The 14,305-nt window shown below is 71.6% G+C and carries 16 protein-coding genes; 12 read left to right on the top strand and 4 right to left on the bottom strand.

All coding sequences use genetic code 11. The annotated features are described in order from the left end of the window. The first annotated feature begins 177 nt into the window (after window positions 1-177). From ABD331_RS40780 to ABD331_RS40770, 3 genes are read left to right on the top strand one after another with little or no spacing between them, the layout of a single operon-like run. Window positions 178-1,530, top strand: a complete 1,353-nt coding sequence (locus ABD331_RS40780; RefSeq protein ID WP_344487576.1) for an efflux RND transporter periplasmic adaptor subunit — start codon at window positions 178-180, stop codon at window positions 1,528-1,530. Window positions 1,531-1,561: 31 nt separating this feature from the next. Beyond that, complete coding sequence (locus tag ABD331_RS40775) at window positions 1,562-2,275, top strand: ABC transporter ATP-binding protein (RefSeq protein WP_344487574.1); 714 nt, start codon at window positions 1,562-1,564, stop codon at window positions 2,273-2,275. Then, a complete protein-coding gene (locus ABD331_RS40770) occupies window positions 2,272-3,456 on the top strand; it encodes an ABC transporter permease (RefSeq protein WP_344487572.1) in 1,185 nt (394 codons plus the stop codon). Before ABD331_RS40775 ends, ABD331_RS40770 begins: the two co-directional genes overlap by 4 nt. 16 nt (window positions 3,457-3,472) lie before the next feature. On the opposite strand, the gene ABD331_RS40765 is transcribed toward ABD331_RS40770, so the two are convergent. The 4 genes from ABD331_RS40765 to ABD331_RS40750 all read right to left on the bottom strand — a co-directional run bounded on the left by ABD331_RS40765 (window position 3,473) and on the right by ABD331_RS40750 (window position 6,937). Next, window positions 3,473-4,213 carry an ABC transporter permease gene (locus tag ABD331_RS40765; protein WP_344487570.1) on the bottom strand — a complete coding sequence of 247 codons (741 nt, stop codon included), beginning with the start codon at window positions 4,211-4,213 and terminating at the stop codon, window positions 3,473-3,475. Beyond that, window positions 4,210-5,100: an ABC transporter ATP-binding protein gene (locus ABD331_RS40760; protein WP_344487568.1), complete on the bottom strand. Its 891-nt coding sequence runs from the start codon at window positions 5,098-5,100 to the stop codon at window positions 4,210-4,212. The genes ABD331_RS40765 and ABD331_RS40760 overlap by 4 nt, the downstream gene beginning before the upstream one ends. Window positions 5,101-5,180: 80 nt before the next feature. Continuing rightward, window positions 5,181-5,834, bottom strand: coding sequence for a response regulator (locus ABD331_RS40755; RefSeq protein ID WP_344487566.1), 654 nt, complete (start codon window positions 5,832-5,834; stop codon window positions 5,181-5,183). After that, complete coding sequence (locus ABD331_RS40750; protein ID WP_344487564.1) at window positions 5,831-6,937, bottom strand: sensor histidine kinase; 1,107 nt, start codon at window positions 6,935-6,937, stop codon at window positions 5,831-5,833. Before ABD331_RS40750 ends, ABD331_RS40755 begins: the two co-directional genes overlap by 4 nt. Before the next feature lie 136 nt (window positions 6,938-7,073). On the opposite strand from ABD331_RS40750, the gene ABD331_RS40745 reads away from it, so the two are divergent. From ABD331_RS40745 to ABD331_RS40705, 9 genes are all read left to right on the top strand, one after another. After that, the gene (locus ABD331_RS40745; protein WP_344487562.1) at window positions 7,074-8,237 is read left to right on the top strand and encodes an acetoin utilization protein AcuC; all 1,164 of its coding nucleotides are present in this window, start codon (window positions 7,074-7,076) and stop codon (window positions 8,235-8,237) included. A gap of 46 nt (window positions 8,238-8,283) precedes the next feature. Continuing rightward, window positions 8,284-9,066, top strand: a complete 783-nt coding sequence (locus tag ABD331_RS40740; RefSeq protein WP_344487560.1) for a phosphatase — start codon at window positions 8,284-8,286, stop codon at window positions 9,064-9,066. Between the two features lie 312 nt (window positions 9,067-9,378). Then, window positions 9,379-9,582, top strand: a complete 204-nt coding sequence (locus tag ABD331_RS40735) for a helix-turn-helix domain-containing protein (RefSeq protein WP_026214222.1) — start codon at window positions 9,379-9,381, stop codon at window positions 9,580-9,582. Between the two features lie 173 nt (window positions 9,583-9,755). Beyond that, window positions 9,756-9,854 carry a 30S ribosomal protein bS22 gene (locus ABD331_RS40730; RefSeq protein WP_018654693.1) on the top strand — a complete coding sequence of 33 codons (99 nt, stop codon included), beginning with the start codon at window positions 9,756-9,758 and terminating at the stop codon, window positions 9,852-9,854. A 22-nt stretch (window positions 9,855-9,876) separates the two neighbouring features. Next, window positions 9,877-10,872 (top strand): NAD-dependent epimerase/dehydratase family protein, encoded by a 996-nt coding sequence (locus ABD331_RS40725; RefSeq protein ID WP_148441675.1) that lies wholly within the window; start codon window positions 9,877-9,879, stop codon window positions 10,870-10,872. Continuing rightward, window positions 10,869-11,789 carry a lysophospholipid acyltransferase family protein gene (locus ABD331_RS40720; protein ID WP_344487557.1) on the top strand — a complete coding sequence of 307 codons (921 nt, stop codon included), beginning with the start codon at window positions 10,869-10,871 and terminating at the stop codon, window positions 11,787-11,789. The genes ABD331_RS40725 and ABD331_RS40720 overlap by 4 nt, the downstream gene beginning before the upstream one ends. A gap of 67 nt (window positions 11,790-11,856) precedes the next feature. Next, the gene (locus ABD331_RS40715; RefSeq protein WP_344487555.1) at window positions 11,857-12,642 is read left to right on the top strand and encodes an SDR family NAD(P)-dependent oxidoreductase; all 786 of its coding nucleotides are present in this window, start codon (window positions 11,857-11,859) and stop codon (window positions 12,640-12,642) included. Between the two features lie 58 nt (window positions 12,643-12,700). Continuing rightward, window positions 12,701-13,279: an RNA polymerase sigma factor gene (locus ABD331_RS40710; protein ID WP_148441673.1), complete on the top strand. Its 579-nt coding sequence runs from the start codon at window positions 12,701-12,703 to the stop codon at window positions 13,277-13,279. 2 nt (window positions 13,280-13,281) lie between these two features. After that, a complete protein-coding gene (locus tag ABD331_RS40705) occupies window positions 13,282-14,295 on the top strand; it encodes an LCP family protein (RefSeq protein WP_344487553.1) in 1,014 nt (337 codons plus the stop codon). The last annotated feature ends 10 nt before the right edge of the window (window positions 14,296-14,305 follow it).

Here is a 14,305-nt window from a genome sequence, read left to right as displayed (position 1 = left end):
TGACTTCCGCCTGGGCCGCCCGCTCGCCTCCGGGTGACTTCCGCCTGGGCCGTCCGCTCGCTCCCGGATGACTCCCGCCCAGGGGGTGCCTGCTCGCCTCCGCGTGATCCCGCCCCGAGGTGGACGGCCCGAGCGGGCGCTTGTGCGGGTGAGCGGGGTGGCTCCACGATGGGTCGGGTGACGATTCGTTACGGGGCCGCCCCGTTGCTCGTCCTTCTGGCTCTGACCGGCTGCACCTCCCAGGAGCCGCCGACCGTCCAGGTCGCCGACGTCCGGCGGGGCCCGGTCACCGAGGTCGTCGAGGCGCCCGCCACCATCGGCGCGCGGGCCTCCGCGACACTGCGCTCGCCCGCCACGGGCACCGTCGCCAAGCTGTACGTCCGCGACGGCGACCGCGTCCGCAAGGGGCAGATCGTCGCCAGGATCCGCTCGCCCCAGGCCGAGGATCAGCTCCGCCAGGCCCGCCAGGCGTCCGAGATGGCCACCCCCGCCCGCATCAGCGCCCCCAGCGTGCGGCTGCCGTCGCTCGACACCGGCGCCTTCGACCGCAAGGTCGCGCGGCACTTCGCCAAGGCCCGCGCGGAGGCCCGCAAGGTCGAGGACAAACGCACCCGCAAGCAACTGCTGAACGCCATCGACCTGGCCAGATCCCAGTACAGGGCCCAGACCAGGGCGCTGGCCTCCATCACCACCCAGCTCAACCGCTCGATCAGCGGCCTCGTGACCGGCGTCACCAGCGGACTGTCCAGCTCCATGGCCTCGCTGCAGGCCGCCTCGGCGTCGCAGGCCAAGGCCGCGGTCAAGACGGCCGAGCGGACGGTGACCTCGCTGACCGTCAAGGCGCCGTTCGCCGGGGTCGTCACGCTCGGCAGGGTGTCGGGCGGCGGCGGCGTGCCCGGCGGCGTCGAGAGCCTGCTCGGCCAGCTCCCCGGCGGCGGGCAGCAGCTCCCCTCCGTGCCCTCGGGCGGGTCCGGGCAGGGCACGCCCGTGGCGGCCGGGGTGCCGGTCTCGGCGGGAGACGCGATCGTCACCGTGACCGACGTGTCCGAGCTGACTCTGGACGCCGACGTGGACGAGACGGACGTGCTGCTCGTGGAGGAGGGCGTCGAGGCGGAGGTCGAGCTGGACGCGGTGCCCGGCGCCACGTACCAGGCCAAGGTGACCGGCATCGGCGTCACGCCCATGGAGGGCACCACCGGCGGCGTCAGCTATCCCGTACGGCTCAAGCTCGGCGACGGGACCTTCGACGACGGCTCGCAGGCCCCGACGCCCAAGCCCGGCATGAGCGCGGTCGCGCGGCTGACCGTGCGCGAGTCGCCGTCCGCCATCGCCGCGCCCGCCTCCGCCGTCGTCTCCAGCGGGCGCGAGAGCGTGGTGTGGGCCGTCAGGAACGGCGTGGCCCAGCGGCGCGTGGTCAAGCTCGGCGCCCAGGGGGACGCCGTGGTGGAGGTGCTGAGCGGGCTGTCCGTGGGGGAGCGGATCGTGGTGCGGGGCGCGGACTCCGTACGGGAAGGGCAGTCGCTGCCATGACGAGCCCCGCAGCCATGACAGGCCCGCAGCCGTGACGGGCCCCGCGGCCATCGAGGCGGTCGAGCTGACCCGCCGCTACCAGCTCGACGGCGTGGCCGTCGAGGCGTTGCGCGGGGTGTCGCTGCGGATCGGGCGGGGCGAGTTCGCGGCCGTCGTCGGGCCGTCGGGGTCCGGCAAATCCACGCTCATGCACCTGCTCGGCTGCCTTGACCGCCCCTCCTCCGGCGTGCTGAAGGTGAACGGGGTGGACATCTCGCGGCTGTCGGACGGGGAGCTGGCCGAGCTGCGTAACCGGACGATCGGGTTCGTCTTCCAGTCCTTCCACCTGCTGGCCAGGACGACCGCGCTGGACAACGTGGCGCTGCCGCTGGTCTACCGGGGGCTGGGCAGGGCCGAGCGGCGGGCCAGGGCGCGCGCGGCGCTGGAGTCCGTGGGGCTCGGGCACCGCCTGCACCACCGGCCGTCGCAGATGTCCGGCGGGGAGCAGCAGCGGGTGGCCATCGCCAGGGCGCTGGTCGGCGAGCCCAAGGTGCTGCTGGCCGACGAGCCCACCGGGAACCTCGACACCAGCAACGGGGCCGAGGTGATGGCCATACTCGACCGGCTGAACGAGGCGGGCGGCATGGCGGTGGTGCTGGTCACGCACGAGGCCGAGGTGGCCGCCCACGCCAGGCGGCAGATCCACGTACGGGACGGTGTGATCGAACGGGACGACGGCCCGAACGAGCGGGGTGGTGGCTCATGAGGGGTGGTGAGGCGCTGGCCATGGCGCTGGAGGCGCTGCGCGTGAACCGGCTGCGCAGCGTGCTGACCATGCTGGGCGTGATCATCGGGGTGCTGGCCGTCGTCATCCTGGTCGCCATCGGCACCGGCGCGAAGGACGAGATCGAGCGGCAGATCTCCGGCCTGGGCACCAACATCATCCTGGTCGTCCCCGGCCGCATCAGCCTCGGCGCCGCCCCCACGCAGAGCAAGCTGGGCCTGGCCGACGTGGCGTACGTGCGGCGGGTGGTGGGCGACCCGTCGAAGGTGACGGTGTCGCTGCAGTCGGGCGAGACCGTACGGGTGGGCAGGACCGAGGCGTTCGTCACCGTGATCGGCACCGACCAGAACCTGGTCAACATCTTCGAGCGGCCGGTCGGCAAGGGCCGCCCGCTGAGCGAGACCGACGTGGACACCCGGCGCAGGGTGGCGGTGCTCGGCTCGGAGGTGGCCGACCGGCTGTTCGGCGAGCTGGACCCGATCGGGCGGCAGGTGACGGTGGCGGGGGCGCGGTTCCGGGTGGTCGGCGTGTACGCGACGGTGGGGCAGACGTTCGGGCTCTCGCGCGACCAGGAGATCCACATCCCGGTGACGACCGCGCAGCGGCTGCTGGGGATCGAGCGGATCAACGGCCTGGCGGTGGGCGCGTCAGGGCCGGAGGAGATCGACCCGCTGTCGGACCGGGTGACGGCGGCGCTGCGGGACCGGTATCCGGGCGAGCAGTTCTCGGCGGTCACGCAGACCGCGCTGCTCGGGACCGTCGGCAGCGTGCTGGGCATGCTCACCGGCGTGCTGGCGGCCATCGCGGGCATCTCGTTGCTGGTCGGCGGGGTCGGCGTGTCGAACATCATGCTGGTCAGCGTGCGCGAGCGGACCAGGGAGATCGGGCTGCGCAAGGCGCTGGGGGCCAGGCAGCGCGACATCCTGGCGCAGTTCCTCATCGAGGCGGTGCTGCTGACGACGATCGGCGGGCTGATCGGGATCGTGCTGGGGGTGGGCGGCTCGCTGACGATCGCGGCGCTGACGGAGGTGCCGGCGTCGATCACGTGGTGGTCGATCGCGCTGGCGTTCGGGGTGTCGGCGGCGGTCGGGGTGTTCTTCGGCGTGGCGCCGGCGCGCAGGGCGGGCCGGTTGGACCCGGTCATCGCCCTGCGCGCCGAATAGGGGGCAGGACCTGCCGTCAGGCGTCGCGGCGCTGCATGAGGATCGCGCCGGCGATCGTGGCGACGGCGATCCAGGCCACGTACACGCCGAACCCGCCCCACGGCGACAGCGAGTCGCTGCTCTGCCCGGCGACCAGCAACTGGCCGGCGTTGGTGGTGAAGTGCTCGGCGACCGTCCGACCCCACTGCCCGGGAAGCTGGTTGACCACCTGGGGCAGCACCAGCATGAGCGCGATGGCCGCCACGATCGCGCCGGGCGTGTGCCGTACGAGCGTCCCGAGCCCCAGCCCGAAGACCCCGCAGGCGGTCAGGTACAGGGAGGACCCGATCAGCGCCCTGACGACCTCGCCCGCCGCGAGGTCCGGTGGCTGGGTGAAGGCGAGCCCGACGCCGATCGCGGCGGCGGAGGCGAGCGCGGAGACGACCAGCGACGTCGCGCCGAACACGACGAGCTTGCCGGTCAGCAGCCTCATCCGGCGGGGCACGCTCATCAGCGAGGTGCGGATGCCGCCGGTGCGGTACTCGCTGGAGATGACCAGCACGCCCAGCGTGGCGATGGCGAGCTGCGCGAACATGACCCCGAGCAGGCTCGCGGCGACCGCCTGCCCGGCCGGGACGGGCCCGTCGGCGGTGCCCTTGACGGAGGCGCTGAGCAGCGCGGACAGGCCCACCATCAGCACGACGGTGGCCGCCAGCGTCCACACCGTGGAGCGCACCGAGCGGATCTTGGTCCATTCGGACCTGAGGATGTCGATCATGCCGAGAACTCCAGACTGTCCTTGGTCAGCTCCATGTAGGCCGCCTCCAGCGAGGGCTGCACGAACGTCAGCTCCTCCAGCGGGATGCCGGCCCTGGCCGTCAGGTTGCCGATCTCCAGCGTGCTCATCGCGGTCACCCGCAGGTGGTCGGGGTGCAGCTCGCCGACCTTGACCAGCTCGGCCACCTCGGCCAGCCGGGGTGAGCGGACCCGCACGTACCCCTGGGAGCTGCGGCCGATGAACTCGCGCACGCTCGTGTCGGCGATCAGCCGTCCCTTGCCGATGACGATCAGGTGGTCGGCGGTCTGCGCCATCTCGCTCATCAGGTGGCTGGAGACGAACACCGTCCGCCCCTCGGCCGCCAGCTCGCGCATGAACGTGCGGATCCACAGGATGCCGTCGGGGTCGAGCCCGTTGACGGGCTCGTCGAACAGCAGGATCTCCGGGTCGCCGAGCAGCGCGGCGGCGATGCCGAGGCGCTGCGACATGCCCAGCGAGAAGCCGCCGACCCGCCGCCTGGCCACCTCGCGCAGCCCGACGACCTCCAGCACCTCCTCGACGCGGGAGGCCGGGATGCCGTTGCTCTGCGCGATGGCGAGCAGGTGGTTGCGCGCGCTGCGCCCGCCGTGCACGGCCTTGGCGTCCAGCAGCGCGCCCACCTTGCGCAGGGGGTGCCGCAGCTCCGCGTACGGGTGCCCGTCCACCAGCACGGACCCGCCGGAGGGGCGGTCGAGGCCGAGGATCATGCGCATGGTGGTCGACTTGCCCGCGCCGTTGGGGCCGAGGAAGCCGGTCACCTGACCGGGCTCGACGTCGAACGACAGGTCGGCGACGGCCGTGGTGCCGCCGTAGCGCTTGCTCAGGTTCGTTGCTCGAATCGCGGTCATGATCCCAGCGTGCCGCCGCGCGCGCCGGTTCTCTTCCTGCCAGGGAACCGTTCGCCGGGCGGCGGGGTAGGACCGTGGTCCTACTCTCCTGGGTGGATCAGCGCCGCCTCGTACGCGATGATCACGGCCTGCGCGCGGTCCCGGACACCGAGCTTGGCGAACAGGCTCGTCACGTGGTTCTTCACGGTGGAGGGGGAGACGGCCAGGCCGGCGGCGATCTCCGCGTTGGACCGGCCGCGGGCGATCAGCACGAGGATCTCCCGCTCGCGCTCCGTCAGCCCGGACAGCTCGGCGGGCGCCGTACGCGGCGGCGTGGTGCGGACGAACGTGCCGATGAGCCGGGTGAGCAGGCGCGGGGCGACGGCAGACTCGCCGCGGTGCACGACGCGGACGCCCTCGATCAGCTCCTCGGGGGAGACGTCCTTGGGCAGGAACCCGTCGGCGCCCGCCCGCAGCGCCGCCACCACGTTCTCGTCCAGGTCGAACGTGCTCAGCGCGAGCACCCGCACGCCGGGCAGCTCCGTGGTGATCAGCTCGGTCGCGCGGACCCCGTCCATGCCGGGCATGTGCAGGTCCATCAGCACCACGTCGGGGCGCAGCCGCCTGCTCAGCTCGACCGCCTGCTCGCCGTCCGCGGCCTCGCCGACGACGGCGAGGTCGGGCTGCGCGTCGAGCATCAGCTTGAAGCCCGTGCGCACGAGCGCGTGGTCGTCGGCCAGCAGGACTGCGATCATGCCTTCTCCAGTGGTAGCCGGGCGTGCACGCGAAATCCTCCCTCGGCGCGGGGGCCGGTGGAGAGCTGGCCGCCGCACAGCGCCACCCGCTCGGCCATGCCGCCGAGGCCGAAGCCCGGCGTGCCGCCGTCCTTGGGCACGCCGTCGTCGAGCACCTCCACCTCGACGGCGGAGCCCGCGTAGGCCAGGCGGACGCTGGCCCTGGCGCCGACGGCGTGCTTGCGGGTGTTGGTGAGGGCCTCCTGGACGATCCGGTAGACGGCGTGGTCCACGGCGGCGGGCAGCTCGACGGCCTCCCCCGTCACGGTCAGGTGGGCGGGCAGGCCCGCTGACCTGGCCTCCTTGATCAGCGCGGGCAGGCGGTCGGCGCCCACGCCGGTGGAGGCGTCGGGGCCGTCGTTGCCGTCGGCTCTGAGCACGTCCAGGAGGCGGCGCATCTCCGACATGGCCTGGCGGGCGGTCTGCTCGGCGCTCTCCAGGGCGTCCCTGGTGACCTGCTGCTCCGGCGGCAGCGTGGCGCGGGCGCCGCCGACCAGCGCGTTGATGACGGTGATGTGGTGCGCGACCACGTCGTGCAGCTCCCTGGCGATGCGCCGCCGCTCGTCGCGCACGGCGGCGTCGGCGGCCTCGCGCCTGCCGCGCTCGGCCAGTTCGGCCCTGAGCCTGACGACCTGGCCGAGGCCGACGGGCAGGACGACCATGAACAGGGCGGCCAGCCAGCCCGCCTGCATGGCGGCGCCGAGCTCCAGCAGGAGGGCGTAGAAGAGCCAGGCCGCCGCCGAGGCGACGGCGGTGGCGCGGCCGGGCGTGTAGCGGCTGAGGCTGTAGAGGGCGACGGTCGTGGCGACGTTGACACCGTCCACGAGGCCGGTCAGGATGCACACCGCGTCCACGGCCGCCACCAGGGCCATCGTGGCGATCGGCCGGCGGCGGCGCATGAGCAGGGGTAAGACGGTCAGCACGTAGTGCACGTTGCCGAGGGCGAGCCGCGCGTCGCCCAGGGTCATCACGCCGATGACGCCCACGATCGACGGGATGATGAGCACGATCACCAGCGTCCGGTCGGAGACCTTGGGACGCTGAAAGAAACGAACGATCTTCATGAAGGTCCGTGCCACGCGCACGCTCAAACCCTAGTTCAGGAAATGTCGGTGTTTGCGGCGCTGAGCCTGGGCTACAAGGAGGCGTCTGCCCTGCGGTAACGTCGGCGCAAGGCGAGGGACGCACGGAGGGGTTGGCATGAGCCGGTCGGCACGGGTGATCTGGGACGACGCTCTCACCTCCTACAACTTCGGCCCGAGCCATCCCCTGCACCCCGTGCGGGTGGAGCTCACCATGGCGCTGGCCCGCGACCTCGGCGTGCTCGACAAGGTCGAGATGAGCGGCTGCGACCCGGCGGGCGACGACGAGCTGGCCCTGGTGCACGACCGCGGCTACATCGAGGCCGTCAAGCGGGTCTCGGCCAGCGGCAGGCCCGACCTGTCGGCCGGGCTCGGCACCACCGACAATCCGGCGTTCGCGGGCGTGCACGAGGCGTCCGCGCTGATCGCCGGGGCCTCGCTGGCCGCCGCCCGCGCGGTGTGGGAGGGCGCGGCCGAGCACGCGATCAACGTCGCGGGCGGGCTGCACCACGCGATGCCCGCCGCGGCCAGCGGGTTCTGCGTCTACAACGACCCGGCGCTGGCCATCGCGTGGCTGCTGGAGCAGGGTGTGAGCCGCGTCGCGTACGTGGACGTGGACGTGCACCACGGCGACGGCGTCCAGACGGTCTTCTACGACGACCCCAGGGTGCTGACGATCAGCCTGCACGAGAGCCCGCGCACGCTGTTCCCCGGCACCGGCTTCCCCGAGGAGACCGGGGCCGACGGCACGGCCGTCAACGTGGCGCTCCCGGCCGGCACGGGCGACTCAGGCTGGCTGCGGGCCTTCCACGCGGTGGTGCCGCCGCTGCTGCACGAGTTCGGGCCGGAGATCCTGGTGACGCAGCACGGCTGCGACAGCCACGCGCTCGACCCGCTGGCCAACCTCATGCTCAGCGTGGACGGCCAGCGGGCCGCGTACGCGGCGCTGCACCGGCTGGCCCACGAGACGGCGGGCGGCCGGTGGATCGCCACCGGCGGCGGCGGTTACGAGCTGGTGCAGGTGGTGCCGCGGGCGTGGACGCACCTCATCGCCGAGGTGTCGGGGCACCCGGTCGATCCGGCCACGCCGACGGGGCAGAACTGGCGGCAGTTCGTCCGCGAGCGGACGGGCGAGACGCCCCCGCTGACCATGACGGACGGCCGAAACTCGGAATTTCGCGACCTGTCCGGTGGTTATGATCCAGCGGACCCCATTGACCGTGCGGTCATGGCGACCCGAAACGCGGTGTTCCCCCTGCACGGCCTCGATCCGATGCCCTGACTGAGGCCGCACGGCCTCGCTCCTGAAGCCTGACGAGGAAGAACCAGTGCTGAGCCGCGACGAACTCCGAGATCATCTTGTCTACAGCCGCATCGCCGGCGATGTCGCGACCCCCCGCGAGAACAACCTGGACCACTACAGCTCGCTGGCCAACGGTGATCCGTACTACGCGCTGGGCCTGACCTTCGACCAGCCGTGGCCGTACCGCGACATCCTGGCGCTGATGGCCAAGTCCGCGGGCGTGGTCGCCGATCCCGGCCACCGCTGGGGCCAGGACACCATCGACCCCGACCTGACGATCGACGCGATCGACGCGATGGCCGAGCGCATCGCCGCGGTGCTGTCGCGGCCCCAGCCGCGCGTTCTGTTCGCCACCGGGCACCCCACCGGCATCCTGGCCATCCACCTGCCGCTGGCCGCCTTCTGCGCGGCGCGGGGCGCGCGGCTGCTGTCGCCGGCCGAGGGATGGACGTACGCGGGGTCGGGTTTCGGCCGGGCCAGAAGGATCCGTTATCTCCAGGACGTCGCCATGCTCGACGACAGGGGCGCGCTGGTCCACACGCACGACGCCGCGCCGATGCGGCACATGCTGCACGAGTTGCACGACGAGCTTCCCGACCTCGTGATCGCCGACCACGGCTGGGCGGGAGCGGCGGGTGAGGCGGGTGTGCCTACGGTGGCGTTCGCCGACTGCAACGACCCCGGGCTGTTCGTCGGAGAGGCGGAAGGCAAGCTTGACGTGGTCGTGCCACTCGACGACAACGTGCTACCCCGCTACTACGCTCCGTTGACCGACAGATTGGTCACAGGAGTCTCACAAGCCCTTTGAGTCTAATTCGGTCATCCGCATACCGTCTTTTCGCGCCTGCATTCCAAGAGGCTCGCTGTCCCTTTGCCAACTTTTGATGGGGCTCCGGCGACTCTTATGTGTGGCAACTTGGACAGTTCCAACGTCCAGGTGCGGTGCTCGGCCAGGCTGCTAACCAGCGATTTCGCTGGTTCGGCTGACAGGTGGCTCCGTCGATTGAGAAACTAGGGGGTTTGCGCACTCGGAGTCCCGACTTACGCTGACGGCAGTACACGTGCGTGAGCAATGGCACCAGTGGGGATAACCCGGAAACACGTGCGGAAGAGGCGTCCGATGGGTGCAGGCGAAAGACCTCTCAGCGAGGTGAAGTTCCTGACCGTCGCAGAAGTGGCGACGGTCATGAGGGTGTCCAAGATGACGGTGTACCGGCTCGTCCACTCGGGTGAGCTGCCGGCCATCAGAGTCGGCCGATCGTTCAGGGTGCCTGAGCAGGCGGTACACGACTATCTGCGGGAGGCCTACATCGAGGCAGGTTGACGTAGCGACACGCCCAGGCGTGTCGTGAGTGCTCTCGCGGGAGAGGCCCGGTCGCCGCAGGTGCGACCGGGCTCTCACCCCCCGAGGGGCGATCCACAGTGGATCGCCGGTAGTCTGTGAGCCGGTGTGCGCTCGCACTCCGTTCATACTTGCTATCAGTACCTGGGGGTCCCGTGGGCTCTGTGATCAAGAAGCGCCGCAAGCGGATGGCTAAGAAGAAGCACCGCAAGCTGCTCAAGAAGACGCGCATCCAGCGGCGCAACAAGAAGTAATCGACGCAGCTGCGAGGCGCTGATGACCCACACCGTGCTTGTCACCGGGGTCTCGCGCCACATAGGCGCCCGGGTGGCGAGTGCCCTGGCGGCAGACCCGGACATCAGCCGTGTCATAGGAGTGGACACCGTGCCGCCCCCCTCGCTGACGCGAGACGGCGGCATCTCTCTCGGCCGGACGGAGTTCGTCCGGGTCGATCTGCGCAGCCCCGACATCGCTCAGGTGATCGCGGCCGCGGACATCGACACCGTTGTGCACATGAGCCTGGTCAGCGCTCCGACGAGGAGCGGTGGCAGGGCCGCCATGAAGGAGCACAACGTCATCGGCACCATGCAACTGCTCGGTGCCTGCCAGCGGTCGGCGACCGTGCGGCGCGTGGTGGTGCGCTCCACCACCGCCGTCTACGGCTCGTCGCCCCGCGACCCCGCGGTGTTCACCGAAGGCCTGGAGCCGCACGACGGCCCCATCCACGGCTACGCCAAGGACGCGGCCGAGGTCGAGGGCTACGTGCGGGGCTTCGCCCGGCGCCGCCCCGACGTGGTCGTCTCGCTGCTGCGCTTCGCCAACTTCATGGGCCCAGGCGTCGACTCGCCGCTGACCCGATACTTCACCCAGCCGGTGCTGCCGACCGTGTTCGGCTTCGACCCGCGGCTGCAGTTCGTCCACGAGGACGACGCGGTCGAGGTGCTGCGCCGGATGGCGACGGAGAACCACCCCGGCACGTACAACGTGGCCGGGTCAGGAGTGCTGCTCCTGTCGCAGTGCGCCAGGAGGGCCGGGCGGCCGACGCTGCCGCTCTTCTCGCCCGCGTTCAAGGTGCTGGGCGGCGCCGTGCGCCGGATCGGGCTCGTGGAGTACTCCCCTGAGCAGGTCCGCCTGATGTGCCACGGGCGCGCGGTCGACATCGCGATGCTGGAGGCAGAGCTGGGCTGGAAGCCCAAGTTCACCACCGGGGCGGCCTTCGACGACTTCCTGCGCTCTCGCGGCCTGCGGCCGCTCGGAGGTGTGCGCGCGTGAGCGTCCCCCACGAGGAAGAGGCCCGCGTGATCCCGATCAGCGCGGCCCCGTCCTTCGAACAACCCCCTTCGGCCGACGAGCTGGCCGACCACCTCGCCAGGCTGCTGTCCTTCCTGCGCAGGCGGATCGCCGGCGACTACGAGGTAGACGAGTTCGGCTACGACGCCGAGCTGACCGACAAGGTCGTGCTGGAGCTCATCAGGCCGCTCTACCACCACTGGTTCAGGGTCGAGACGGTCGCGCTGAAGAACATCCCCGACGACAGCGGCGCGCTGATGGTCGCCAACCACTCGGGCACGCTGCCGCTCGACGCGCTGATGCTGCAGGTGGCGCTGCACGACGAGGCCGGCAGGCCGCTGCGGCTGCTCGGCGCCGACCTGGTCTACCAGCTTCCGCTGCTCAGCCACCTGGCCCGCAAGACCGGCCACACGCTGGCCTGCCGCGAGGACGCCGACCGGCTGCTGCGCAAGGGCGAGCTGGTCGGGGTGTTCCCCGAGGGCTTCAAGGGCGTCGGCAAGCCGTTCTCCGAGCGCTACAAGCTGCAGCGCTTCGGCCGCGGCGGCTTCGTGGCCTCGGCCATCCGCGCGGGGGTGCCCATCGTGCCCACCGCGATCGTCGGGGCCGAGGAGATCTACCCCAAGATCGGCGACCTGAAGTTCGTGGCCAGGATGCTGGGGCTGCCCTACCTGCCGATCACCCCGTTCTTCCCGCTGCTGGGGCCGCTCGGGCTGGTGCCGCTGCCGTCCAAGTGGATGATCGAGTTCGGTGAGCCGATCCGCACCGACGAGTACGAGCCGTCCGCCGCCGACGACCCCATGCTGGTCTTCAACATCACCGACCACGTGCGCGAGGTCATCCAGCAGTTGCTCAACGAGCTGCGGCTGCGCAGAGGGCACGCCTTCCCGCCGTTCCTGTGACGATCGGGGTGCAACCACCCCGGGCCCGCCGGTGTTCTCCGCCCGGAACAACACCGAAGGGAAACTCATGGATCTGCAGCTTTCCGGCCGGGTCGCCGTCGTCACCGGCGCGTCCAAGGGCATCGGCCTGGCCGTCGCTCGCACCCTGGCCGACGAGGGCGCCCACGTGGTCGCCGCCTCCCGCACGCCCGCCGACGTCAAGGGGGTGCACGTGGCGGTGGACCTCATGGACCCCGGCGCGCCCGCTCAGGTCGTCGCGCGGGCGGTCGAGGAGTTCGGCGGGGTGGACATCCTGGTGAACAACGCCGGCGGCCCGCCCCCCGGGGTGACGCTGCCCCGCGCCGGGTTCATGGCGCCCGGCGACGCGGACTGGGCGTCGATGTTCGAGTTCAACGTGTTCGCGGTCGTCCGCATGGTCCGCGCCGCCGTGCCGGTCATGCTGGAGCGGGGCGGCGGCTCGATCGTCAACGTGTCCTCGACGATGGCCAGGCAGGCCGGCGCCGTGAACGTCGACTACAGCGCCGCCAAGGCGGCCGTGCTGGCCCTCGGCAAGTCGCTGTCCGAGGAGTACGGCCCGCAGGGCATCAGGGTCAACACCGTAACGCCCGGCGCGACGCTGACCGACTGGTGGACCAAGGACGGCGGCGCGGCCGACGTCTTCGCCGGCATGGTCGGCGCCGACAGGGACAAGGTCGTCGCCGAGGTGGCGCCTGCCATGATGGGCCTGGTCACCGGCCGGCTCGTCGAGCCGCAGGAGGTCGCCGACGCGATCGCCCTGCTCGTCTCGCCCCGCTCGGGCAGCACGACCGGCGCCGAGTTCGTCATCGACGGGGGTCAGCTCAAGGGCGTCTGAACCCATTCGGCGGGATGTGGCAAGACATCGGTGACCGATCCCCCACAGAAGGGCGGAGATGATCACGCAACCCGCCGTCAGGGGTGCGGACGCCGACCTCGTCAGGGCCTCGTGGACGGAACCCGAGGCCTTCGCCGAGCTCTTCGACCGCTACTCCGCCATGCTCTACAGGTACGTCTCCCGCCGCCTGGGCCCCGAGCCCGCCGAGGACCTCGTCGGCGAGACGTTCCTGGTGGCCTTCTCCCGCAGGAAGAGCTACGACCTGGCGTACACGGACGCCAGGCCGTGGCTCTTCGGCATTCTCACCAAGCTCGTCTCCCGCCACCACCGCACCGAGGCGGCCCGCTACCGGGCCCTGCTGCGCGCCCCTGTGGAGTCTGAGGTGGAGTCGCCCGCCGACCGGGTCGCGGCCGGGGTGACCGCCCAGGCCGTGCGCGGCGAGCTGGCCGGCGCCCTGGCCGCGCTGCCCGCCAAGGACCGCGACGTGCTGCTGCTGATCGCCTGGGGCGATCTGACGTACGAGGAGGCCGCGCGGGCGCTCGGCATCCCCGTGGGAACCGTGCGCTCCCGCCTCAACAGGGGCAGGCGGAAGGTACGTGCCGCGCTCGGCGACGCCAACCCGATGGAGGAGGAGTGACGATGGACGACCTGAAGCTGCTCCGCGACCTCGGGGCGCGACTGGAGCACCAGCCGCCGTCCACCCTGGTCAGGCAGCGGGAGCGCCTGCTGAGCGGCGCCCGCCCCCGGCGCAGGTGGTCGGCATGGTGGACGGCCGGTCTGGTGGCCGCCGCCACGGCCGCCGCCGTCGGGATGCCCATGGCGTTCGTCGCCGCCCAGTACACCGCCGCCCCGCCCGCCGGGACGGACACCGTGGACATGAGCGGCACCAGGAACGTGCTGGTGATCGGCTCCGACACGCGCGAGGGCGCGGGCAACGAGCAGTACGGCCCCGAGTCGGCCAGGCAGAACGTCGGCCAGCGGTCCGACACCATCATGATCGTGCACGTCCCCGCGGACCGGGGCAGGGCCACCGCGGTCAGCGTCTCGCGCGACACCATCGCCAGGATCCCGCGCTGCGGCTCGGAGCCCGCCAGGACCGACATGATCAACTCGGCGTACGCCAAGGGCGGCGCGTCCTGCCTCAGGGCGACGCTGGAGAAGCTGACGGGGCTGCGGCTGCACCACACGGTGGACGTGGACTTCACCGGGTTCAAGAAGATGGTGGACGCCATCGGCGGCGTGACCGTCAAGCTTCCACAGCCTGTGGACGACCCTGCCGCGAAGCTGAAGCTGCCCGCGGGCGAGAGCCTGCTCGACGGGGAGCAGGCGCTGGGCTACGTGCGCATGCGCCGCTACGGCGACGGCTCCGACTCCGCGCGGATCGAGCGGCAGCAGGAGGTGGTGCTGGCGATGCTGCGCAAGGCGCAGCAGCAGGTGACCGCCGACCCGGGGCGGCTCGGCGCCTTCCTGGACGAGCTGCGCCAGGGTGTGCGGACGGATCTGAGCCCTGAGGAGGTGTACGAGCTGGCCAGGCAGCTCCAGGAGGTCAGGATGACCGTGGTGGCGGTGCCGTGGGAGCCCTATCCGGGTGACCCCAACCGCGTCCGGTGGAAGCAGCCGGAGGCCGGGAAGCTCTTCGCCTCGCTGAAGTAGGGGCGTCTGC

It is taken from the genome of Nonomuraea monospora (assembly GCF_039531895.1).
In the GTDB taxonomy this organism is placed as follows: domain Bacteria; phylum Actinomycetota; class Actinomycetes; order Streptosporangiales; family Streptosporangiaceae; genus Nonomuraea; species Nonomuraea monospora.
The sequence above is the reverse complement of the archived record's forward strand: the minus strand, read 5'-3'. Positions and strand labels throughout refer to the sequence as shown.